The sequence below is a fragment of the Novosphingobium sp. SG754 genome (assembly GCF_013149315.1).
Classification (GTDB): Bacteria; Pseudomonadota; Alphaproteobacteria; order Sphingomonadales; family Sphingomonadaceae; genus Novosphingobium; species Novosphingobium capsulatum.
Genome location: NZ_JABGCC010000004.1, coordinates 419436 through 441087, shown reverse-complemented (window position 1 = coordinate 441087; position 21652 = coordinate 419436). Strand labels below are relative to the sequence as shown.

General features: G+C 66.5%; 19 protein-coding genes. 8 read left to right on the top strand and 11 right to left on the bottom strand.

The features are described from left to right. Positions 1-149 precede the first annotated feature (149 nt). Together FHW97_RS12600 and FHW97_RS12595 are read left to right on the top strand one after the other, a co-directional pair. A complete protein-coding gene (locus FHW97_RS12600) occupies positions 150-2558 on the top strand; it encodes a TonB-dependent receptor (protein ID WP_171799140.1) in 2409 nt (802 codons plus the stop codon). 858 nt (positions 2559-3416) lie between these two features. After that, entirely contained in the window at positions 3417-5489 is a 2073-nt protein-coding gene (locus tag FHW97_RS12595; RefSeq protein WP_253941759.1) for a S46 family peptidase, read from the top strand. Here the strand turns inward: FHW97_RS12595 and FHW97_RS12590 are convergent. Further along, entirely contained in the window at positions 5447-6766 is a 1320-nt protein-coding gene (locus tag FHW97_RS12590) for a cyclopropane-fatty-acyl-phospholipid synthase family protein (protein ID WP_171799233.1), read from the bottom strand. The two genes, FHW97_RS12595 and FHW97_RS12590, sit on opposite strands and share 43 nt — an antisense overlap. A gap of 121 nt (positions 6767-6887) precedes the next feature. Further along, positions 6888-7244, bottom strand: a complete 357-nt coding sequence (locus FHW97_RS12585) for a glycine zipper 2TM domain-containing protein (RefSeq protein WP_022675988.1) — start codon at positions 7242-7244, stop codon at positions 6888-6890. A 181-nt stretch (positions 7245-7425) separates the two neighbouring features. On the opposite strand from FHW97_RS12585, the gene FHW97_RS12580 reads away from it, so the two are divergent. Then, the gene (locus tag FHW97_RS12580) at positions 7426-8262 is read left to right on the top strand and encodes a PhzF family phenazine biosynthesis protein (protein ID WP_171799139.1); all 837 of its coding nucleotides are present in this window, start codon (positions 7426-7428) and stop codon (positions 8260-8262) included. Positions 8263-8371: 109 nt separating this feature from the next. Here the strand turns inward: FHW97_RS12580 and rlmN are convergent, their stop codons facing one another. Then, positions 8372-9649 carry a 23S rRNA (adenine(2503)-C(2))-methyltransferase RlmN gene (gene rlmN / locus FHW97_RS12575; protein WP_169048171.1) on the bottom strand — a complete coding sequence of 426 codons (1278 nt, stop codon included), beginning with the start codon at positions 9647-9649 and terminating at the stop codon, positions 8372-8374. A gap of 58 nt (positions 9650-9707) precedes the next feature. After that, complete coding sequence (locus tag FHW97_RS12570; protein WP_171799138.1) at positions 9708-10427, bottom strand: 2OG-Fe(II) oxygenase family protein; 720 nt, start codon at positions 10425-10427, stop codon at positions 9708-9710. A gap of 200 nt (positions 10428-10627) precedes the next feature. Between FHW97_RS12570 and FHW97_RS12565 the strand changes: the two genes are divergently transcribed. After that, positions 10628-11305: an outer membrane protein gene (locus FHW97_RS12565; RefSeq protein WP_022675984.1), complete on the top strand. Its 678-nt coding sequence runs from the start codon at positions 10628-10630 to the stop codon at positions 11303-11305. A gap of 55 nt (positions 11306-11360) precedes the next feature. Here FHW97_RS12565 and FHW97_RS12560 read toward each other — a convergent pair whose 3' ends face one another. The 6 genes from FHW97_RS12560 to FHW97_RS12535 form a co-directional block, all read right to left on the bottom strand. Further along, positions 11361-11714 carry an invasion associated locus B family protein gene (locus FHW97_RS12560; RefSeq protein ID WP_354489619.1) on the bottom strand — a complete coding sequence of 118 codons (354 nt, stop codon included), beginning with the start codon at positions 11712-11714 and terminating at the stop codon, positions 11361-11363. 131 nt (positions 11715-11845) lie between these two features. Next, a complete protein-coding gene (locus FHW97_RS12555; RefSeq protein WP_022675982.1) occupies positions 11846-12049 on the bottom strand; it encodes a hypothetical protein in 204 nt (67 codons plus the stop codon). Further along, positions 12049-12249, bottom strand: coding sequence for a DUF4169 family protein (locus FHW97_RS12550; protein WP_107715710.1), 201 nt, complete (start codon positions 12247-12249; stop codon positions 12049-12051). Before FHW97_RS12550 ends, FHW97_RS12555 begins: the two co-directional genes overlap by 1 nt. Further along, positions 12249-12908, bottom strand: a complete 660-nt coding sequence (locus FHW97_RS12545) for a histidine phosphatase family protein (RefSeq protein ID WP_171799137.1) — start codon at positions 12906-12908, stop codon at positions 12249-12251. Before FHW97_RS12545 ends, FHW97_RS12550 begins: the two co-directional genes overlap by 1 nt. Further along, on the bottom strand, positions 12905-13393 hold the full coding sequence (greB, locus tag FHW97_RS12540; RefSeq protein ID WP_169048169.1) for a transcription elongation factor GreB: 489 nt from the start codon (positions 13391-13393) through the stop codon (positions 12905-12907). The genes FHW97_RS12545 and greB overlap by 4 nt, the downstream gene beginning before the upstream one ends. Positions 13394-13543: 150 nt before the next feature. Beyond that, entirely contained in the window at positions 13544-15589 is a 2046-nt protein-coding gene (locus FHW97_RS12535; protein WP_084390686.1) for a lytic transglycosylase domain-containing protein, read from the bottom strand. A gap of 167 nt (positions 15590-15756) precedes the next feature. Between FHW97_RS12535 and dapA the strand changes: the two genes are divergently transcribed. Then, entirely contained in the window at positions 15757-16638 is an 882-nt protein-coding gene (dapA, locus tag FHW97_RS12530; protein ID WP_171795149.1) for a 4-hydroxy-tetrahydrodipicolinate synthase, read from the top strand. A gap of 131 nt (positions 16639-16769) precedes the next feature. Here dapA and radC read toward each other — a convergent pair whose 3' ends face one another. Then, positions 16770-17519 carry a DNA repair protein RadC gene (radC, locus tag FHW97_RS12525; protein WP_171795057.1) on the bottom strand — a complete coding sequence of 250 codons (750 nt, stop codon included), beginning with the start codon at positions 17517-17519 and terminating at the stop codon, positions 16770-16772. A gap of 128 nt (positions 17520-17647) precedes the next feature. On the opposite strand from radC, the gene FHW97_RS12520 reads away from it, so the two are divergent. From FHW97_RS12520 to FHW97_RS12510, 3 genes are all read left to right on the top strand, one after another. Then, positions 17648-20860: a YdbH domain-containing protein gene (locus FHW97_RS12520; protein WP_171799136.1), complete on the top strand. Its 3213-nt coding sequence runs from the start codon at positions 17648-17650 to the stop codon at positions 20858-20860. An 86-nt stretch (positions 20861-20946) separates the two neighbouring features. Further along, positions 20947-21135: a YnbE family lipoprotein gene (locus FHW97_RS22060; RefSeq protein WP_231627680.1), complete on the top strand. Its 189-nt coding sequence runs from the start codon at positions 20947-20949 to the stop codon at positions 21133-21135. Position 21136: 1 nt separating this feature from the next. Next, a complete protein-coding gene (locus FHW97_RS12510; protein WP_022677861.1) occupies positions 21137-21529 on the top strand; it encodes a YdbL family protein in 393 nt (130 codons plus the stop codon). Positions 21530-21652 lie beyond the last annotated feature (123 nt).

The following is a 21652-nucleotide window of genomic DNA, read 5'->3' as shown; positions in this document are numbered from 1 at the left end:
TGAAATAGACGGATTTGATGGTGATTGTGCTGCCATTTCCGCAGCTTCGATCCACTCTTGCGCCATGCTATATTTCAGTGAATATAGCTTGAAGTGACATTTTATGACGGTCTGCCGGGCAGGCTGTCGGTGCAGGGGCAAGACATTCCATGCAAAACGTGATCGATCGCCGGTGGCGGCGGGCTGTGCCGTGCGCCTTGGCGCTGGCAACCAGCCTCGGCATAGCCAACCCAGCCTGGGCTGATTCGCCCGATGCCGCCAGCGTTCCGGTCGCGGGCACGGATGCCCTGCGCACGGCCGGCGATATCGTGGTGACGGCGCGCCAACGCCCTGAACCGGCCCAATCGGTGCCGGCCGCGCTCAGCGTGGTCGATGGCGCGTGGCTCGATCGGTCGCTGGCGGTGAACACCCAGGCGCTCACCACGCTGGTGCCGGCGTTGACCTATTCCTCGGCGAACCCGCGCAACACGGCCTTTACCATCCGTGGCCTGGGATCTAGCGTGGTGGCGGTCAGCCAGGCCAACGACGGGCTTGAGCCAGGCGTCGGGTTCTATGTCGATGGCGTCTATCACGCGCGGCCAGCCACGGCGGCGTTCGACTTTGCCGATGTTGAGCGGGTTGAGGTCTTGCGCGGGCCGCAAGGCACCCTGTTTGGCAAGAACACCACGGCCGGTGCCATTGCCATCACCTCGCGCCTGCCCTCGTTCACCCCGGCGGCGAACGAAGAGGTGAGCGTGGGCGAACGCCGCCTGGTCCAGGCCAAGGCCATGGCCACCGGGCCGCTTATCGATGGCGTGCTGGCCTATCGCCTTTCAGGCCTGCTGACGCGGCGCGATGGCGTGATCCACAACGTGCGCACCGGGGCAGACCAGAACAGCGTCGATAACCAGGCGCTGCGCGGGCAGTTGCTGTTCACCCCTTCTGCCAGCGTGCAGTTGCGCGTGGTGGCCGATTATGCCCGCTTTGGCGGGGACTGCTGCACCCAGGTCTATCTGCGCGTCGGCACCAGCCTGCGCAGCCCGGCACGCCAATATGCCGCGCTGGCGGCAGCCGCGCACTACGCGCCGCCCAGCGCCAACCCCTATGATCGGGTGACCGACATCGACGCCGGGCTGGGCGTGAACACCAACGAGGGCGGCATTGCCGCCACGCTCGATTGGCATCTGGGCGGAGCCACGCTGACCTCGATCAGCGCCTGGCGCTTCTGGAACTGGGACGCGGCCAATGACCGCGACTATACCGGCCTGCCAATCCAGACCACGCAGCACATCCCCTCGCGCCAGGATCAGGTGAGCCAGGAACTGCGCCTCGCCTCTGACGGGCAACGCGCGCTGTCTTACGTGGCCGGGCTCTATTATTTCCGCCAGGTCATCACCGGGCACCCGATCTCGATCTATGGCCCCTATGGTGCGCCGTGGCTGCTCGGCAGGACCACCAGCAATGGCACCGCGATCCCGACCAACCTGCTCGATGGCTATGGCCAGGGCGGCGACACGCGCTTTGCCGTCAACAGCTATGCCGCCTTTGCCGAGGCGAACTGGACGATCGTGCCGCGCCTGACGCTGACCGGCGGCCTGCGCCAGACCTGGGAAGACAAGAACGGCCAATATACCACCAGCGTGTTCGGCGGCCCGCAGGTGACCAACGCCGCGCTGATCGCCGCGCAACTGTCGGTGCTGCGGCCGCAGGCCTATGCCGCCAGCACCCGCGATTCCAGCCTGTCGGGCCGCGCCAACCTGGCCTGGCAGGTAAGCGATACGGTGATGGCCTATGGCGGCTATGCCCAGGGGTTCAAATCGGGCGGGATCAACATGTCGGGCCTGCCGCTCGACAGCGCCAACCAGCCGGTTCTGGCCACAGCCGTGATCCGGCCCGAACGCAACATCACCTGGGAAGGCGGCATCAAGAGCCAGTGGTGGGATCGGCACCTGCTGCTCAACCTGGCCGCCTATCGCACCACAGTGCGCGATTTCCAGGCGACGGTGGTTGATTCCGGCCAGACCGTAGCGCTGCGTGGCTATCTCTCCAACATTCCGCGCGTGCGGGTGCAGGGGGTGGAGGCCGATGCCGCACTGCACTGGGGCGGCCTCGTGCTGACGGCGGGCCTGGCCTATGCCGATGGGCGCTATACCGATTATCCCAAGGGGCCGTGCCCGCTGGAGGTGCAGACCGCAGCGACCACGGCGTGCAACCTGACCGGCAAGGCGCTGACCGGCCTGTCGCGCTGGAGCGAGACGCTGGGCGTGGACTATCGCCTGCCGATGGCCCGGGGCGAGTGGGTGCTGCACAGCGACACGGCGTGGCGCAGCAGCTATAACGGCGATCCCTCGCTCTCGCGCTATACCTCGATTGATGGCTATGCGCTGACCAACGCCAGCCTGGCCTGGCGCAGCCGCCGCGATGGCGGGCCGGGCGTGGAACTGGGCGTGTTTGCACGCAACCTGTTCAAGGCCAACTATATCCAGAACCTGACGATCCAGGCCGGCAATTCCGGCCTGATCCTGGGCACGCCGAGCGACCCGCGCACCTTGGGCGTGACGTTCCGCGCCTGGCAGTGAGGCGGTGTGCGGGCTCCGTGGCGATCGGCTGATCGCCTGATCGGCAGCGGTTGGCGTAGCGCCCCGGGTCAGGTCCGGCGCGACGAGGCGAGACGAGACGACGGGCGCAAAGCAAGTCTTGATGCCAAGTGAGCACGTCTGTTGGCGTGCGGCGGCATCGATGGCGCTTGGCAAGCCGCTGACGATGCTAGGCGCATCCCGCGCGCTGGTGCTGCTGGCTTGCCCCGGTGAGTCCAAGGTGCCAGGTCCAACCCGCTCAGCCTGCGCCGCTAAAGCCGCGCCACTAAGCCCGTCCCACTGGGCGCTGGTTACTGGGCCAATCCGGCTGGTCCGTCATCCCCCGCAAGGCAGGGGGCACAAGGCATGGTTCAATGGCTGCCGATGGAGCAGGCAGAAACGGCCGCGCCATGCCGGGTGGCCGGGCGCGTGGGGTGGGCGGGTCGGGCAGCGATACCGCCCGACGGATAGCAGATGCCACGACTTCCCCAGCCGTTGGCAACCCTCCGGAGCTATGGCCAATCCGCCTGCATCCGGCCTTGTTCCATCAATGCCAATGTCGCTTCCCTTATACCCCCTGCTAAGTGAAGACCTGTAGCGTTGGGCCTCAATCGGGCGGCAAAGTCATCCCGCGATAGTTTGGGTTTCGAGCGACATTGCCGTTTGTTGCGGCGTGGTTTGCAAAGAACCGTAAAAATGTTCAGTGCGGTTCAGTGCTTACCGTGCTGCGGCATTCTGTCGGTTTCGGACCGATTGGCGTGGCCCAAGATTTCCGTTCTTTGCCTTCGTTTCGGTTTGCGGCGCGCCGCGGTCCATGGCACCCCTGCGCGCATCGCAATGCCCTGCAAGAGGATGCCTATAATGCTGTCTTCACCCGCGCTTTCGCGTCTGCGCCAGGCCATGATGGCCGGCGCCATGCTGGCCACGCCCTTTGCCCTTGCCGCTCCGGCGCAGGCCGACGAGGGCATGTGGACGTTCGATGCCTTTCCCGCCGCGAAGATGAAGCAGGACTATGGCTGGGCGCCCGACCAGGCCTGGCTCGATCGCGTGCGCGCCTCGGCCGTGCGGCTGACCGGCGGCTGTTCGGCCAGCTTCGTGTCGGCCGAGGGCCTGATCCTGACCAACCATCACTGCGTGGTGGAATGCGCGCAGAACCTGTCGAGCGAAAAGGAAGACCTCGTGGCGAACGGCTTTACCGCCGCGCGGCGCGAGGATGAGCGCAAGTGCCCGGGCCAGCAGGCCGAAGTGGTCACCGCCATCACCGATGTGACCGGGGCGGTGAAGGGCGCGATCGGCAGCCTCGCCGGGGAAGCGCTGGTCAAGGCGCGCGACGCCAAGATCGCCGAGATCGAAAAGGCCGGCTGCAAGGACCTGGCCACCACGCGTTGCCAGGTCGTCACCCTGTTCGGCGGCGGGCAGTACAAGCTCTATACCTATCGCAAGTATTCCGATGTGCGGCTGGTCTGGGCGCCGGAATTCCAGGCGGCGTTCTTTGGTGGCGATCCCGACAACTTCAACTATCCGCGCTATGCCCTCGATGCCGCGTTCCTGCGCGCCTATGAAAACGGCAAGCCGGTGAAGGTGGCCGCGCACCTCAAGTGGAGCCCGCGCGCGCCGCAGCCGGGCGAGGCAACGTTCGTGGTCGGCAATCCCGGTTCCACCCAGCGCCTGTTCACGATGTCGCAGATCGCGTTCCAGCGCGAAGTTTCGCTGCCGATCACCAACACCGTTCTGTCGGAACTGCGCGGCCGCCTGATCACCGCAATGGAGCAAAGCCCGCAGCGCAAGCGCGAGGGCGGCGACAGCCTGTTCGGGTTTGAAAACGCGCTCAAGGTCTATATCGGCCGGCAAAAGGCGCTGAACGACCCCGCATTCGTCAAGATGCTGGCCGACAACGAAGCCACGCTCAAGGCCAAGGTCGCCGGCAATGCCGCGATCGGCGATCCGTGGAGCCAGGTGAGCGAGGCGGTTGCCGCCTATCGCAACATCTATCCCGCCTATCGCTTTACCCAGCCGATGGGCGATCTCTATGGCTATGCCGAAACGCTGGTGAAGGCCGCGATCGAAAAGGCCAAGCCCAATGGCGAGCGCCTGCCCGGCTATACCGACAGCGCGCTGCCCCTGCTGGAAAAGCAGGTGCTTGATGCCAAGCCGATCTATCCCTGGCTTGAACAGCTGGAAATGGAATGGAGCCTGTCCAAGGCGCGCGAATACCTGGGCGCCGATGATCCCGACACGCGCCTGATGCTGGGCAAGGAAAGCCCCGAAGACCTTTCGGCGCGGCTGGTGACCGGCACCAAGCTGGGCGATCCGGCGGTGCGCAAGGCGCTGTGGGAAGGGGGCGCCGCGGCCATTGCCGCCAGCACCGATCCGATGATCGTCTATGCCCGCAGCCTTGAGCCGCGCCAGCGCGAACTGCAAAAGGCGGTGGATTCGCAGTACCAGGGCCCGTTGGCTGCTGCCGGGGCCAAGCTCGCCGATGCGCGCTTTGCCGCCTATGGCGCCACGCTCTATCCCGATGCCACGTTCACCCTGCGCATCAGCTATGGCAAGGTGGCCGGGTGGAAGGAACGCGGCGCCGATGTGGCACCGGTGACCACCATGGGCGGCGCGTTTGATCGCGCCACCGGGGCGCAGCCGTTCCTGCTGGCCAAGCAGTTTACCGACCATGCCGCTCAGATCGACAAGGCCACGCCGTTCGATTTCGTCACCACCAACGATATCATCGGCGGCAATTCCGGCTCACCCGTGGTGGACAAAAACGGCGCCGTGATCGGCGCCGCCTTTGACGGGAACATCCACTCACTGGGTGGCAACTATGGCTACCAGGGCGATGTGAACCGCACCGTGGTGGTCAGCACCGCCGCCGTGCAGCAGGCGCTGGAAAAGATCTATCCGGCGCCGGCGCTGGTGCGCGAATTGGCATCGAACTGAAAGACCTTGGTCCCGTCGGCGTCGTTATCGGCGCCGGCGGCAGCCAGGCGGCGCGCGCGCAGACTGGCCTCTTCAGTGCCGATGTAATCGCGGGTCAGCGGCAGGGAGTCGCGGTGACGCACCAGCTGGAACTGGAAATTGACCATGTCGGCATGCTCGAACGCGGTCGCCGCGCCTGACAGATAGAACAGCCACATGCGATAGAAGCGCGCGTCGAACAGCGCCTCGATCTTGTCCTTGTTGGCCACGCAGCGTTCGTACCAGGCGCGCAGCGTGGGCGCATAATGGCGACGCAGCACTTCCACATCGGTGACCATCAGGCGGTTGGGCTCGATCGCGGCAACGGTTTCGCTCATCGCCGGGATATAGCCGCCGGGGAAGATGTACTTGCGCGTGAAGTCATCGGTGACCGAGGGCGGGCCGACGCGGCCGATCGTGTGCATCAGCATCACGCCATCCTCGGCCAGGATATCGTGGCACTTCTGGAAATAGGCGCCGAAATTGGGCACGCCGACATGCTCGAACATGCCCACCGAAACGATGCGGTCATAGCTGTCGGCCACATCGCGATAGTCGGTCAGGCTGAAAGTGACCTGCCCGTCCACGCCTTCGCGCGCGGCCCAGCCCTTGGCATAGGCCAGCTGTTCCTTGGACAGGGTGATGCCATGCACGCTCGCGCCGGTCAGCTTGTGCAACTGGATGGCAAGACCGCCCCAGCCGCAGCCGATATCGAGCACGCGGTGTCCCGGGCGCAGCGCCAGCTTGGCGGCGATATGCTCAACCTTGGCGTGTTGCGCTTCTTCCAGCGTGGTGACGCCATCGGCCCAATAGGCGCAGGAATACTGGCGCAGCGGGTCGAGAAACAGATCGTAGAGCCGATCATCAAGATCGTAGTGGTGCGCCACGTTGCGGCGCGAGGCGGCGCGGGCGTTGACGCGATCGACCCGGCCGACGATGTTGAGCCACAGCTTGCGCATGGGGCCGGGGTTGTCGATATCGCCGGCACGCTCCCACGGGTTGTTGGCCCGCACGAAGCTGATGAAATCCATGATATCGCCGCCTTCGATGCGAACGCGGTCATCCATATAGGCTTCGCCCAGGCCCAGGCTGGGATTGCGCGCCAGGAAACCCGGCACCTTCTTGTCCATCAGCCGCAGGGTAAGATCGGGCCAGCCTTCTTCCTTGGTGCCGAAAACGCGGCTGCGGCCATCAGCTTCAATTACCGTCAAAGTACCGTGGCGGATCAGGCGCTTGAGCACCGGACCCAGGATAAGCATGGACATCGTTCAAAAAGCTCCGACGGTCCCGTCCCGTGTCCGGCCACTATGCACAAGCGCGGCCCGCCTGCAAGCGGACCGCGCCTTTTATTGATTATCCTGATTTTTCAGGATGTGCGGATCAGCGGCAGCGCGCGCCGCCACGATCGATTTCGCGGCCGAGCAGGCCACCACCGACGGCGCCGAGCAGGGTGCCCATGGTGCGGTCACCACGCGTGTCGATCGCGCGGCCCACCAGGGCGCCACCGGCCGCGCCGATGATCAGGCCGGTCGTGCCATTGCTGCGCTTGCAGTAGTAACGGCCATCGCGGCCGCGCCAGATGCGTTCGTTGGCGCCGATCGGACGCGGTTCGCGATAGCGGCCGCGATCGTCATAACGGCCCCAGCCATGGCCGCGGCCGTGACCCGGATCGGCCATGGCGGGTGCTGCGGGGAGAACGATGGCCGCCATCACGGCGGCAAGGATGGTCTTCTTCATAGCTAATGTTCCCTGCTTTTTGGGTCCCGAGAATTTCGTGACGGTGAACACGGTTTTGAGCGATCCGATCCACAACGCCCGATGAACGTCTCGTTGTGTTGCGCGTTCCGCGATGAACCGCGCCTGGTGTGCGACCGGCCGACGCTTGCCCCTGACGCGCCCGCCCGATAGGCATGGCGCCATGCTGCTTGATCTCGTCGATGTATTCGCCTCTGGCCCGCTTTCGGGAAACCCGCTGGCCGTGGTGCGCGGCGGTGACGGGCTCGATACGCCGGCCATGCTCGCGCTGACCCGCTGGCTGGGTTTTTCCGAAACCACGTTTCTCCTGCCGCCCAGCGTTCCCGGCGCCGATTATCGCGTGCGCATTTTCTATCCGGCAGGCGAACTGCCCTTTGCCGGGCACCCCACGCTGGGCACGGCCAAGGCCTGGCTGATGGCCGGTGGCGTGCCGCGCACGCCTGGCCGCCTCGTGCAGGAATGCGGCGTGGGCCTGGTCGAGGTGCGTATGGAAGACGAAACCCTGGCGTTTCGCGCGCCGCCGCTGCTGCGCGGCGGGCCGCTGGATGCGGCCGAGCGGGCCGAGGCGATCCGCGTGGCTGGCGTATCAGAGGATGCCGTGGTCGATGCCATCCATGCCTGCAATGGCCCCGGCTGGCGCCTACTGCGTCTGCGCAGCGCGGCCGATGTTTTGGCGGCGAGGCCGGTGGCCGAAGCGCCGGTGCCCACCGACGTGGGCCTGATCGGTCCTTGCGACGGGGGCGATCCCGCCCATTTCGAACTGCGCGCGTTTTTTGCCGATCCACAGGGCAAGATCGTGGAAGATCCCGTGACCGGCAGCCTCAATGCCGCCGCTGCGCAGTATCTGTTTGCCGCCGGGCTGGCGCAGGACGAGTATGTTGCCGCGCAAGGCCGCTGCACCGGCGCCGATGGCCGCGTGGTCTTGACCCGCGATGCTGATGGCGCGGTGTGGGTGGCCGGGGCTGTGGAGATGGTCAGCCAGGGCGGGGTGCTGCGCTAGGCCAGGCACCACCCCCCGACCCCCTCCTCTAAAGAGGATGGGGAGTAGCAAACGGGAAAGCCCCCTCTTCTTCTGAGGAGGGGGGTGGTGTGAAGCGTTACGCTGCGCCTCAGCCCAAAGCCGCCTGCTTTTCGGCGGCCAGACGGTCCAGCTCGGCGCGGCTGCGGCGTTCGGCGGCGGTCTTGAGCTGGCCGCAGGCCGCGTCGATATCGCGTCCGCGCGGGGTGCGCACCGGCGCAGAGATGCCCGCTTCGAACACGATCTCGGCAAAGCGCTTGACCCGTTCCGGGGTGGAGCATTCATAGGGCGCCCCCGGCCAGGGGTTGAACGGGATCAGGTTCACCTTGGCCGGCAGCTTGTATTGTTTGAGCAGGCGCACGAGTTCGCGCGCATCGTCATCGCTGTCGTTGCGATCCTTGAGCATCACATATTCAAACGTGATGCGCCGCGCGTTGCTGGCGCCGGGGTAATCGGCGCAGGCCTGGAGCAGTTCTTCCAGCCCGAACTTGCGGTTGATCGGCACGATCTCGTCGCGCACGTCCTTGGTCACGGCGTGGAGCGAAACCGCCAGGTTCACGCCGATTTCCTCACCCGCGCGGGCCATCATCGGCACGACGCCGGCGGTGGAGAGCGTGATGCGGCGCTTGGACAGGGCGAGGCCATCGCCATCCATCACGAGCTTGAGCGCATCGCGCACGTTGTCGAAGTTATAGAGCGGCTCGCCCATGCCCATCATCACGATGTTGGTAAGCAGGCGCCCGTCAGCGGTGTAGCTGCCTTCGTCGGCGTCTTCTTCCACCTCGTCGGCCAGTTCCAGCCCCGCCATCGATCCCTTGGGCCATTCGCCCAGCGCATCGCGCGCCAGCATGACCTGGCCGACGATCTCGCCCGGCGTCAGGTTGCGCACCAGCTTCATCGTGCCGGTGTGGCAGAACCGGCAATTGAGCGTGCAACCCACCTGGCTCGATACGCAGAGCGTGCCGCGGTCGGCATCGGGAATGAACACCATTTCAAAGTCATGGCCATCGGCCGTGCGCAGCAGCCACTTGCGCGTGCCATCGGTGGAAACCTGGGCTTCCACCACCTGGGGACGGCCGATGACAAAGCGTTCGGCCAGCCACGGGCGCATGGTCTTGGCAATGTCGGTCATCGCCTCGAACGTGGTCACGCCGCGATGATACAACCAGTGGAACACCTGCTTGGCGCGCAGCTTGGCCGCCTTGGCGTCAAGGCCGGCATCCTGGAACAGGGCGGCAATCTGCGGGCGGGGCAGGCCGATCAGATCGGTGCGGCCATCCTCGCGCGGGGTAACCGGGCGCGGCACGGGCACGGGATCGACATGGCCGGGAATCGGCATGGACACGGGAAGCGAGGTGGGGGCGTTCATGCGCCGCCATATACGCATTTATGGGAAAATCGCCAGTGGGCGCGAGTGACCCTGCGGTTTAGCGGCGCAACCACCCGGTGATCGCCAGGCGCGGCGCCCCGGCAAAGGGCGTCACCAGCGACACCGAATGCGCCTGCGGCACGCGGAACAGGTGCAGCGCATTGTGCCGTGGCGCCAGGGCGCGGTGCACGTCTCCCGCGCTGTCGTGGAACATCAGCAGCCCGCCCCATTCCACGCGCCAGCGCGGCGTCAGGTTGAGGACATAGGCGGCAACGCGGTTCTTGCCCGCCACATTGTCATCATGCCCGGTCAGGAAATGGCCGGGCAGATAGCGCGTGGCCTGGCCATCGACCATGGCGATCGCCGGTTCCCCGGTCAGCGCGCGAAACAGATCGAGCCAGGGCGGCGTGTTGAATGCTGACACCAACTGATCCACCGGCCAATTGCGGGCGGCGCGCGCAGCGGCATCGTCGGACACGCGCAGGGAATCGAACAGGAACTGAAACCCGTCGCGCGCCTGGCCGTGCACTGCGTCGAGCAGCGCGACCTGCGCCTGCGGATCGAGCGCGGCGCGCTGCGCGGCATCGAGATCCCACACTTTGTCCCCCTGGTTGAGCACACGCGAGAACGGCGCCTCGCCATCCAGCCAGCGATGCAGGACGTCGGCCCCCGCCGCCGGCAAGGCCGGCTCCACGCGGACATGGCCATTGGCGGCAAATTCGGCGGCAGCGGCTTGGGCTGCGGCGGCGCTGACAGCGGGGGAAAGGGGGGTGGCCATGCCGCGTTCTAGCCCGCGAATGGCTGTGGCGCAAATGTCACAGATTTCTTGTTGTGCTACGTTCATGAAACCGGATCGCCTCTCCCTCCGTTCGTTGCAGGTCTGTCGGGTCGCAGCAAGGTTGCCAATCTGGAACCTCTTACAAGAGGCCAGGCAATCGGCCGACAGAAAAAGAACAGTTCGAATGGAGTTGAACCATTATGAAGACCATTCTCGCCAGCGTTGTCGCCGTTTCGGCGCTCGCCGTTTCCGTTCCGGCCTTCGCGCAGGACGCCGGCACCCCCGACGCTCCCAACCGTACGTTCTCCGGCCCGCGTGTCGGCGCCGTTCTGGGCTATGACCTGAGCCGCTCGGGCAGCTCGGTGGACAACGACAACACGCGTAACCAGAAGCAGTCGATCAATGGCCTGCTCTATGGTGGTGAAATCGGCTTTGACGTGCCGGTGGGAACCAATCTGGTTGTTGGTGTCGAAGGTGAAGCGACCGGCAGCACGGCCAAGTGGTCCAACACCTTCGAACCCAACACGTTCAACCTGGGCCGCGTGAGCGCCGGGCGTGACCTCTATGTCGGTGCGCGCGTCGGTTATGCCGTTTCGCCCAAGGCTCTGCTGTTCGTGAAGGGTGGCTACACCAACATGCACTACAAGCTGCAGGGCACCGACGGCCAGACCTCGGAAGACTACCGCATCACCACCGATGGCTATCGCGTCGGCGGCGGTCTGGAATATGCCTTCAGCCCCAAGACCTTCGGCAAGATCGAATATCGCTATTCGAACTACAGCCGCGCCAACTTCAACTTCAACGGCAACACCAGCGACCGTTTCGACGTGGACACCGATCGCCACCAGATCGTCGCCACCTACGGCCTGCGCTTCTGATCGTAGCCGAACCGTTGTTGCAAGGGCGGGCCGGGGGAAACCCCGGCCCGTTTCTTTATTGCCCCGCGCAACCCACGGTGGCGGCGTCCATCGCCGAAGCCGCGCCGCCCAGGCGATAGCTGTCGCGGAACGTGCGGCCATCGCGGGCCTTGCCGCTGACCGTCAATGTTCCGGCCGATCGCAGCCGCGCGACCACGGCGGCATCCATGCGGCGGTCCTGCGCCCAGGCCACCGCATCGCTGGCCATCAACACAAAGGTTTCGCCGTCCACCGACACTGTAACCTTGCTGTTCGGCGCAATGCGGCGCGACAGCCGCCAATGCACCTCGCCACGCACATTGCGGCGCGGCCAGGTGCCGATCGTCATATAGGGCACCACATCGCGCGGGCGGCTGCTGGGTTGCGGCATTGCGATGGCATAGCAGCGCGGCACGGCGGAATCGCGAAATGCCCCCCAATCCTCCCACACGCCCAGCGAGTCCCGTGCATATGCAGGCCCGGCACCCGCAAGAGCCAGGCCGGCGGCAAAGAGCGCGGCGCTCAGCCTTCGGCCAGGTCGAGCCATGCGATCACATCGTTGTCGGTGGCGATGAACAGGTCGGCCTGGATATCCTCGCTCTGCTGCGCGGCCAGGGCCATGGCCTGGTCGAGCGGGCCATAGAACAGCGTTTGCGCCGCGCCGCCTTCCGGGCCATCGGACAGGTGATAGAGCCGCACGGTGGCGCTTTCATAAGTGGTGCGCATCAGTCTTGCCCTTGTTCCTTGCCGTCATGATCCAGGCGGTGCCCATCGAGCTGGCGGCGCGCCAGTTCCTCGCGCGCCAGATCAGCGGCCTTTTCCGCCTTGGTGCGGCCAAAACGCGCGCGGTTGGCGGCAGCCTGGGCTTGTGCGGCCTGGCGGTCGCGGGCCTTGCGCGCCTGGCGCAGATTGATCACCTGCGCCATCAGGCGTGCTCCGTGCCGCGGGACGAGCCGAAGAACACCTCTTCGCGGCCGTTCTCGATCAGCGCGATCGATCCCTGCACCAAAGAGGGCGCGATGGGCGCCCCATGGTCGGGATGGGGTGGCAACCCGGCCAACAGACCACGCAGCACCCGGCTGGAAATGCCGTGCATCACCACGATGTGGGTTTCCTCGGAGATGCCCACGGCATCGATCCAGCGTTGCAGCCGCGCGGCGATGGCCGGGTAATCCTCGCCATCGGGCGCCGGGCGCAGCAGGTGATCGGCCAGCGTGATCGGGCCGTGCTCCGCCTCCACATCATCATAGCCGCGCCCGATCCATGATCCCATGTCGATCTCGAACAGATCGGGCGTGCGGTTGGCGGCAAACCAGTCGATGCCCAGTTCCTCGGCGATCAGCGAGGCGGTCTGCAGGGCGCGGCCGGTATCGGAAATGTGCAGCCGCACCACCGGCCGCTCCCCCAGCGCACCGCGCAGGGCCTGGCCCATCATCACCGCCTGCTCAAACCCCTGGCGCGTTAGCGGGGTGTGCATCGCATTGGATTGCAGGCGGCGCGCGGCGTTGAACACGGTTTCGCCATGGCGCAGCACGAAAAACCGGCCGGGCAACGCGTGCACGGGAAGGGCCTGGTCTTCGATCATGCCGCCACCGGATAGCTGATGCCCATGATTTCCCATTCCTTTTCCCCACCCGGTAGCCGCACCACGCGCAGATCGCCCACCCGTGCCCCGCGCAGCGCCCGCGCGATCGGCGCGCTCCAGCCGATCAGGCCCTTGGACGCGTCCTGCTCGTCATCGCCCACCAAGGTCAGCGTGCGGCGGTTGTCGTCTTCGTCGGCCAGTTCCACGGTCGCGCCGAACAGCACGCGGCTCTGGTCGTCCTGCCGCGCCGGATCGACCACGCGCGCCGCCTTCATCCGCCGGGCGAGCCAGGCCAGTTCGCGGTCGATCTCGCGCATGCGCTTGCGGCCATAGAGATAGTCGCCGTTTTCTGACCGATCGCCATTGCCGGCGGCCCAACTGACGATCTCGACGATCGCCGGCCGCTCCGTGCCCAGCAGGTGGTCATAGCGCGCGCGCAGGGCAGCCAGGCCGGCCGGCGTGATCGGGTTGCCATCGGGTTTCATCACTCCCGCCTTTAGCGGGTGGGGCAGGCTTCCACCACCCCCCGACCCCCTCCTCTGAAGAGGAGGGGGAGTAGTGCGCTGATAAATAAGCCCCCTCCTCTTCAGAGGAGGGGGTTGGGGGTGGTGCGCGGCACAATGCAACCGCCCCGATCAACCCGGCGTCGGCTTGCCCAGGATGTGGCTCATCGGATTGGGGCCGTGCCATTCGGCCTTGTCGGGGTTCATCGCGTCATAGACCACGGCGTTTTCCAGCACGCGCTGCACATAGTTGCGGGTTTCCGACAGGGGAATGCGCTCGATCCAGTCCACCCATTCCACCGCGCCGGTGCGCGGATCGCCATTGGCGCGCAGCCACTTGTTCACGTTGCCCGGCCCGGCATTGTAGGCGGCTACGGCCAGTGGCGTGGAGCCGCCATAGATATCCATCAGCCGGCCGAAAAAGGCGCTGCCCAGCATCAGGTTGAAACCGGCGTCATCGGTCAGCGACTGCGCGGAATAAGCGAGGCCCAGCTTGCCCGCCTGTTCGTTGGCGGTCGACGGCATCAACTGCATCAACCCGCGCGCGCCGGCATGGCTCATCGCGTTCTGGGCAAACTGGCTTTCCTGGCGGGTAATGGCGTGGATCATCGTCCACGATTGCTCGGTCCCCGGCGGCACCGGGATCAACGGAAAGGCGATATGCTGGAAATCGAGATAGCCGCGCGCGCCGGCCGCCTGGCCGACGATCACGCCCAGATCGCGTCGGCCCAGCTCACGCGCCAGTTCGGCCACCAGCATGTGCTGGCCCTCGGTCTGTTGCTGGGCGGCGATTTCCTTGAAAAAGCGCACGGTGGTGCGCCATTGCCCGCTGCGCGCCACTTCGCGCACGGCGAGCGTAAGCGGGCTGGCGTTGAAGCGGGCGCGCTCCTCGGCCGTGGGCATGGCGCGCGAATCATAGGCAAAGTTGGGCACCGGCTGGCCCAGCCGTTCCAGGGCGAGCAGGCCATAGAACTGATCGGCATAGCGCGCGGCCATGGCGAAATAGCGCTGCGCATCGCCGGTCAGCCCGGCCTGCGCGGCGGCGCGGCCGGCCCAGTAATAGCCCTTGGCCTTGGTGCCGGGGGTTTGCGCCGCGTTGCCATAGCGCCAGAACAGCGGGGCCGCGCCGGCGCCATCGCCCAGGCGCCACAGCGATTGCGTGCCGCCCAGCCACACCAGCGAGGTGTAGTCATCGCGCAGATCATAGGGCATCTGGCTGATGTCTTCGCCAGGGGCAAAGGCATCGTCCACGCCGCGGGCAATGGCCACGGCGCTGCGTGCGTCGCCCATCGATGCCGCGCCTTGCGCATTGGCCAGCAGTTCATCGATCCACTTGCCCCGCGCCAGCGGGCGGGCGCGCAGCAGCGGGCGGTTGGCGAGCAGCGCCTGCGCGGCGATGCCCTGGCCCTGTTTGCGCAATTCGCGCGCGCGGGCATAGAGAAAGCCCGGATCGCTGTTGAGCTGGTCGGCCGGGGTGCCGGCGGCTGCGGCAAAGGGATCAAGCCCTTGCAGCGCCATCAGCCGCGCGCCATCGATGCCGCGCCGCTGCGGAGAGACGGCGGCAAAGGCGCGGTTGGCCTGATCGGTTGCGCCGGCCCAGAGCAGCGCGTCCATCCGCGCATCGGCATCGTCTGGCGTGAACGTGGCGCCCCAGGTGGCCTGGATGGCGGCCTCGTCGGCATCGTTCATCGGCCCGCCGCGCCAGGCGGCCTTGGCCATGGCATCGGCATCGGGGCGGCCCAGGGCCCTCAGCGCCAAAGCATAGCGCGCGCGGCCTGGATTGGTCAGCGGCGGCTGCCGATCGAAATAGGCCACCGTGGCGCGCACGTCGCCACCACCGCCCGCGCCAACCTCGCGATCGAGCGCACCTTCGGCATAGCGGCGCAGGCGCTCTTCCTCGGGGAAACCCGGATAAGTCAGCAGGAAGCCGGCATAGTCGGAAAAGGCAAAGCGGTTGGAAGAAGTGAGCAGTTCCCAGCGCGATATGGCCAGGGCCATCGGCCCCTGCTGCCCGGCGACCAATTGCGCGCGGGCGCGGTCCCAGGCGCTGCCATCGGTGTCGGGCCCGGCATCGCTGGCATGCGTGGGCATCGACAGCGCGACCAGCGCGGCCAGCCCGCACAAACCATTGCGCAGGGCGTGGGAAACGGGGATTCGGGGCATGTCCATGGTGGACATCGTCTTTGTGGCCTCCTTATCCGGCGCTGAATGTCTTTTTGCCGTGGCAAAGCAAAGTTTGCTGGGCCGATGTTTGACTGACCCATGTTTGCCGGGGTAAGCGCCCCACGGCAAGCGTCGAGACCTGCCCAGAACCGCATTGTGCGACAAGACGAGGGATAATGTCCATGTTTTCCGGCTCCATTCCGGCATTGGTGACACCGTTTCGCGATGGAGCCGTTGACGAGAAAGCATTTCGCCGTCTGGTCGACTGGCAGATCGAAAACGGTTCGTCCGCGCTGGTGCCCTGTGGCACCACCGGTGAAGCATCGACCCTGTCGAACGCCGAGCACCACCGCGTGATCGAGCTGTGCGTGGAACAGGCCGCCGGCCGCGTGCCGGTGATCGCCGGGTGCGGCAGCAACGACACGATGAACGCGCTGTTGCACATGACCTTTTCCAAGAAGTGCGGCGCCCAGGCGGCGCTGTGCGTGGCGCCCTATTACAACCGCCCGAGCCAGGCCGGCCTGATCGCGCATTTCAGCTATCTGGCCGAAAACAACGACCTGCCGATCATTCTTTACAACGTTCCGGGCCGCACGGTGACCGACATCCTGCCCGAAACGGTGTGCGAGCTGGCCAAGCGCTATCCCGACAAGATCGTCGGCATCAAGGACGCCAGCGGCGATCTTTCGCGCGTGACTGATCACCGCATGGGCATCGGTAAGCATTTCTGCCAGCTTTCGGGCGATGATGAACTGGCCCTGCCGGCCAACGCCGCCGGGGCGGTGGGCTGCATTTCCGTGACCGCCAATGTCGCGCCGAAGCTATGCGCCGAATTCCAGGCAGCCTGCGCGGCCAACGACCTCGCCCTGGCGCGCGAGTTGAACGACAAGCTCTATCCGCTGCACTATGCCATGTTCGAAGATGCTTCGCCGGGGCCGGTCAAGTATGCGCTGTCGCGTGTGCACGAATGGATGGGCGAGGAACTGCGCCTGCCGCTGGTTCCGTGCAGCGACGCCGCGCGCCAGGCGGTGGACGCCGCGCTGGAGCATGCTGGCCTGGTGTAAGCGGCTGAATTAAGGTGATTTCTCCCCTCCTCTTCAGAGGAGGGGCTGGGGGTGGTGCTGGCCCTGGCGCGACGCGCCATGTTTCCACCACCCCCCGACCCCATCCTCTGAAGAGGAGGGGGAGTTTCTTTTCAGATCAAGCCCTTGGCCTTGAGCGAGGTATGGCCTTCGCGGCCGATGATCACGTGATCGTGCACGGTCACGCCCAAAAGCCGCGCGGCTTCCATGATCTTGTGGGTGATCTGGATATCGGCGCGGCTCGGTTGGGTGCTGCCCGAGGGATGGTTATGCACCAGGATCAACGCAGCCGCGCCGATCGCCAGGGCCTTGGCAATGATCTCGCGCGTGTAGATCGCGCTTTCGTCCAGCGTGCCATCACTCACGATCTGGTCGAGCAGCAGGCGGTTCTGGGTGTTGAGATAGAGCACGCGCACGCGTTCGTGGTTCAGGTGCGCCATGTCGATGGTGAGATAGTCGATCAGTGCCTGCCAGCTGGAAAGCACGGGCATTTCCTGCACTTGCGCGCGGGCCAGGCGCCGCGCGGCAACGCCGGCGATGCGCAGCGCGGCAGCGGCGGCCTCCTTGATGCCGGGCACCGCCTGCAACGCGCGCGGATCGGCGTTGAACACGCCGGGCAACGAGCCGAAGCGCTGCAGCAGCATGCGCGCCAGCGGCTTTACGTCCATGCGCGGGATCACGGTCATCAGCAGCGCCTCGATCACCTCGTGATCGGCCAGGGCATCGTCGCTGCCGCTCAACAGGCGGCGGCGCAGGCGGGCGCGGTGGCCGGATGTATCGTGCGCCGCCTCGCGCACCCGATCCGGCACGAGATCGGCCGTGGGCGCCGATCGTTCAGGAAAGAGTCGGGGTTCGTCCGGCATGACCTCGTGCGGGCAAGAAGGTGTGGGCGCAAAAAGCACGGCACCGGACCGACCGGCACGCGTTGGCGGGAAGAATGTTACGGTGATTTGCATTGCCCAAGCGCGGGCCATGCGCAAGAAGGGGGCGAATGGCGGATACGACCGATTTGGCGGAACCCGATGGTCCGGTGCCCAAAGGGCGGCGGCGGCATTGGCGTGTGGCATTGTGGGCCACCGGCGCGGCCGTGCTGGTGGCCGGCGGCGGCCTGTGGCTGGCGCGCAACCGCATCGCCGATGGGGTGATCGCCCGCGAACTGGCGGCGCTGGGCCTGCCGGCGCGCTATACCATCGTGTCGATCGGGCCTGGCCGTGAAGTGCTCGCCAATGTGGTGGTGGGCGATCCGGCGCGCCCCGATCTGGTGATCGAGCGGGCCGAACTGAGCCTGGCGTGGAGCCTGGCCGGCCCGCGCATCGGACAGGTCACGTTGGTGCGGCCGCGGCTCTATGGCACGGTCCATGGTGGGCACGCGAGCTTTGGCGCGCTCGACAAGGTGATCTATGCGCCGTCTTCCTCCAAGCAGCCGTTTCGCCTGCCCGATTGGCGGCTGACGATCATCGATGGGCGCGGCCTGGTCGATGCCGATCAGGGGCGGGTGGCATTCAAGGCCGATGGGGCGGGGGCCTTGCGCGACGGGTTTGCCGGCACGCTGGCGGTGGTAGCGCCGCGCCTGGCGCTGGGCGCCTGCAGCACCGGGCGGGCAACCGCGTTTGGCCGCGTGACGATCCGCAACGAACAGCCGCGCTTTGTCGGCCCGGTGCGTGTGGCCAACCTGGCCTGCGGCAGCGCCGGCCTGGCGGTGCGCGGTGCTGACCTCAATCTCGATGCGCTGGCCGATCGCGATCTTGCCGGGCTGAGCGTCAAGGGGCAGTTGCGCTCCAGCGCCTTTCGCGCCGGCGCCGTCTCTGGCGAAACATTGGGCCTCGATACGGCATTGGCCTGGCGCGGCGGCGCGCTGCGCGGGCGCGTGGCGGCAACGGCCGGCGGCGTGCGCACCGCGCAGGGCGGGGTGGGCCTGCTGGAACTGGATGGCCTGGTCAAGGCGCGGCCGGCGGCGGCTGCAGGCGGCGTGCCCGATGCCGAATTTCGCGGCACGATCGATGCGCGCGGGCTGCGCCGTGGGCCGATGCTCGACCAGGCGCTCGCCTCGGCCCAGGCCGCGGTGGCCGGCACGCTGGCCGCCCCGATGGTGGCACAGGTGCGCCGCCGCCTGCACGAGGAAGAGCGAGGCAGCCGCTTTGCCGCCGATCTTACGCTGCGCCACGGCCATGATGGCGCCTGGGACGTGGTCGTGGCCCAAGGCGCGTTGCGCGGCGGCAGCGGGCAGGCGCTGCTGGGCCTCAACAAGGTGCGCGTGTTTGGCAGCAGCGCGGCGACGCCCCGCTTTGCCGGCAATTTCGTGACCGGAGGCAATGGCCTGCCGCGCCTGTCAGGCACGATGGAGCGGCTGGGCAATAGCGGCGCGCAGTTTCACCTGACCATGGCGGACTATGCCGTGGGTGGCGGGCACCTGGCTGTGCCGGAACTGGTCGTGGTGCAGATGCCCGACGGCGCGCTGGGCTTTTCGGGGCAGACGCGCCTGACTGGCGCCATTCCCGGCGGGCGGGTGGAGAACCTGCGCCTGCCGATCAACGGCGCCTATGGCCGCCATGGCGCGCTGGCGCTGTGGCGGCGCTGCATCCAGCCCGCTTTCGATTCGCTGGAGCTGGGCCAGATGGCGATCGACGGTCAGACGCTCACCGTGTGCCCGGTGGGCGGGCAGGCGATCGTTTCTGCCGGCAGCACGCCGCTCCGCGTGGCGCTGGGCACATCGGCCCTGCGTATGACCGGGCGCATGGGCGAAACCCCGCTGCGCCTGGAAACCGGGGCGGTCGGCCTGGCCTGGCCCGGCACGCTCACCGCGCGCGGCGTCAACGTGGCGCTGGGACCAGAGGCCACCGCCACCCGCTTGACCTTGGCCGACCTTACCGCGCGGCTGGGCAAGGATTTCACCGGCAGCTTTGCCGGCGTGGAAGCCCGCATGGCCGCCGTGCCGCTCGACATCACGGGCGCCACCGGCACCTGGCGCTTTGCCGATGGCAAGCTGGCGCTGGCCAACACCGCGTTTGACCTGACCGATCGCGCCAGCCCGGCCCGCTTTGCCAAGCTGGCCGCACGCGATGCCACGCTGACGTTGGCCGATGGGCGAATCGCCGCGCAAGCGGTGCTGCGCGATGCACGCAGCGGCCGCCCGGTCACTACCGTCACTGTCGACCATGACCTGGCCAGCGCCACCGGCCATGCCGATCTGGTGGTGGACAAGCTGGTGTTCGACAAGGATCTTCAGCCCGCGCAGTTGACGCCGCTGGCGCTGGGCCTGATTGCCAATGCCAATGGCGCGATTACCGGCAAGGGGCGGATCGACTGGCAGGGCGACAAAGTCACCTCGTCTGGCCGATTCGGCAGCCAGGGCCTGGATTTTGCCGCTGCGTTCGGCCCGGTGAAGGGGCTTTCCGGCACGCTGGACTTTACCGACCTGCTGGCGATGGAAACCGCCCCGCACCAGATTCTCAAGGTTGCCTCGATCAATCCGGGTGTGGAAGTGACCGACGGCAAGGTCGATCTGCAGCTCAAGGCGGGCCAGGTGGTCCAACTCAACGGCGCGCAGTGGCCGTTCATGGGCGGGCGCCTGTCGCTCGAGCCGACCACGCTGCGCTTTGCCCTGGCCGAGGAACGCCGCTTTGCCCTGGTGATTGAGGGGCTGGATGCGGCGCAGTTCGTCTCGCATATGGAAATGGCCAATATTTCGGCCACCGGCACGTTCGATGGGCGCCTGCCGGTGGTGTTCGATGCCACGGGCGGGCATATCGTCGGCGGCGCGCTGGCCTCGCGCGGGGGCGGCAATGTCTCGTATGTCGGCGCGCTGACCTACAAAGACCTCTCGTTCATGGCCAACTATGCATTCCAGGCGCTGCGGTCCCTGGATTACAAGCACATGACCATCGCGCTGCGCGGCGATATCGCCGGCGATTTCGTCACCCAGGTGCAGTTCGGCGGGGTGAGCCAGGGCGCAGGGGCCAGCCGCAACTTCTTCACCCGCCAGATCGAAGGTCTACCGATCCAGTTCAATCTCAACGTCCGGGCGCCGTTCTACAGCCTGCTGGGCACCTACAAGTCGATGTATGACCCCTCGGTCGTGGCCGATCCGCGCACCGTGGGCCTGCTCGATGCCAAGGGGCGCGTCGTGCCACGCACGCCAGCATCGGCCGCCTCGCCGGCCGGCCAGCCCGCCATTCAGCCTTCAGCAAGTGGAAACATGCCATGAGCCGCAAATCGCATTGCCCTCTCTTGACCGTGCATCATGGCACTGCAACGATTGCCGGGTGCAACGGCCAAAAGGGGGGTGCTGACGTGAGGCGCAAGGTTCTGGCCGCAGGCGCGCTGGCAGGGTTTGCCGCAACGCTGTGCGGATGCATATCGGTCAAGGCGCCAGACAAGCCGATCGTCATCGAGCTGAATATCAATATCAAGCAGGAAGTCGTCTATCGCCTGGCCGGGGATGCCAGCCAGACGATCGACAAGAACAAGGACATCTTCTGAGATGGCACGCACCACTGCTTTTTCCGCCCTCATTGCCGCCGCCGTGGCTTTGCCGCTGGCGATCGCCCCCGTGGCCGCGCTGGCGCAGCGCGATCCGGCCTATGCCGCCGCGCGTTCCGCCGGCCAGGTGGGCGAGAAGATGGATGGCTATCTCGGCTACGTCACCCCGCCGAGCCCCGCGCTCAAGGCGGTGGTCGAGGATATCAATCTCAAGCGCCGGGCGGTCTATTCCGAAAAGGCCCAGGCCCAGAAGGCCACGGTGGAGGAATATGCCTTTACCTCGGGCTGTCTGCTGATTGCCCAGACCCAGCCGGGCGAGAAGTATCAGGCGCCCAATGGTACCTGGCAGACCCGCACCAGCGCGCCGCCGCAGCGGGATTCGCGCTGTCTGTGAAAATATCGTCTTTCCAGTGCCTTGCGATTGGTATGTCGCAAGATTGACGCAAACGTATGCGTGCAACTGTGGCAAGTTCGGCGCACGGCGGTTGACTCGGGAAAACCCCCCGCCTAAGGGGCA

Coding starts and splice junctions, on each gene's coding strand:
- FHW97_RS12510 (WP_022677861.1), top strand. CDS start 21,137: ATGGCACGCACCACTGCTTTTTCCGCCCTCATTGCCGCCGCCGTGGCT.
- dapA (WP_171795149.1), top strand. CDS start 15,757: ATGTTTTCCGGCTCCATTCCGGCATTGGTGACACCGTTTCGCGATGGA.
- FHW97_RS12585 (WP_022675988.1), bottom strand. CDS start 7,244: ATGAAGAAGACCATCCTTGCCGCCGTGATGGCGGCCATCGTTCTCCCC.
- FHW97_RS12555 (WP_022675982.1), bottom strand. CDS start 12,049: ATGCGCACCACTTATGAAAGCGCCACCGTGCGGCTCTATCACCTGTCC.
- FHW97_RS12535 (WP_084390686.1), bottom strand. CDS start 15,589: ATGTCCACCATGGACATGCCCCGAATCCCCGTTTCCCACGCCCTGCGC.
- FHW97_RS12560 (WP_354489619.1), bottom strand. CDS start 11,714: ATGCCGCAACCCAGCAGCCGCCCGCGCGATGTGGTGCCCTATATGACG.
- FHW97_RS12550 (WP_107715710.1), bottom strand. CDS start 12,249: ATGGCGCAGGTGATCAATCTGCGCCAGGCGCGCAAGGCCCGCGACCGC.
- rlmN (WP_169048171.1), bottom strand. CDS start 9,649: ATGAACGCCCCCACCTCGCTTCCCGTGTCCATGCCGATTCCCGGCCAT.
- FHW97_RS12545 (WP_171799137.1), bottom strand. CDS start 12,908: ATGATCGAAGACCAGGCCCTTCCCGTGCACGCGTTGCCCGGCCGGTTT.
- FHW97_RS12565 (WP_022675984.1), top strand. CDS start 10,628: ATGAAGACCATTCTCGCCAGCGTTGTCGCCGTTTCGGCGCTCGCCGTT.
- FHW97_RS12595 (WP_253941759.1), top strand. CDS start 3,417: ATGCTGTCTTCACCCGCGCTTTCGCGTCTGCGCCAGGCCATGATGGCC.
- FHW97_RS12520 (WP_171799136.1), top strand. CDS start 17,648: ATGGCGGATACGACCGATTTGGCGGAACCCGATGGTCCGGTGCCCAAA.
- FHW97_RS12600 (WP_171799140.1), top strand. CDS start 150: ATGCAAAACGTGATCGATCGCCGGTGGCGGCGGGCTGTGCCGTGCGCC.
- FHW97_RS12590 (WP_171799233.1), bottom strand. CDS start 6,766: ATGCTTATCCTGGGTCCGGTGCTCAAGCGCCTGATCCGCCACGGTACT.
- radC (WP_171795057.1), bottom strand. CDS start 17,519: ATGCCGGACGAACCCCGACTCTTTCCTGAACGATCGGCGCCCACGGCC.
- FHW97_RS12570 (WP_171799138.1), bottom strand. CDS start 10,427: ATGGCCACCCCCCTTTCCCCCGCTGTCAGCGCCGCCGCAGCCCAAGCC.
- greB (WP_169048169.1), bottom strand. CDS start 13,393: ATGAAACCCGATGGCAACCCGATCACGCCGGCCGGCCTGGCTGCCCTG.
- FHW97_RS12580 (WP_171799139.1), top strand. CDS start 7,426: ATGCTGCTTGATCTCGTCGATGTATTCGCCTCTGGCCCGCTTTCGGGA.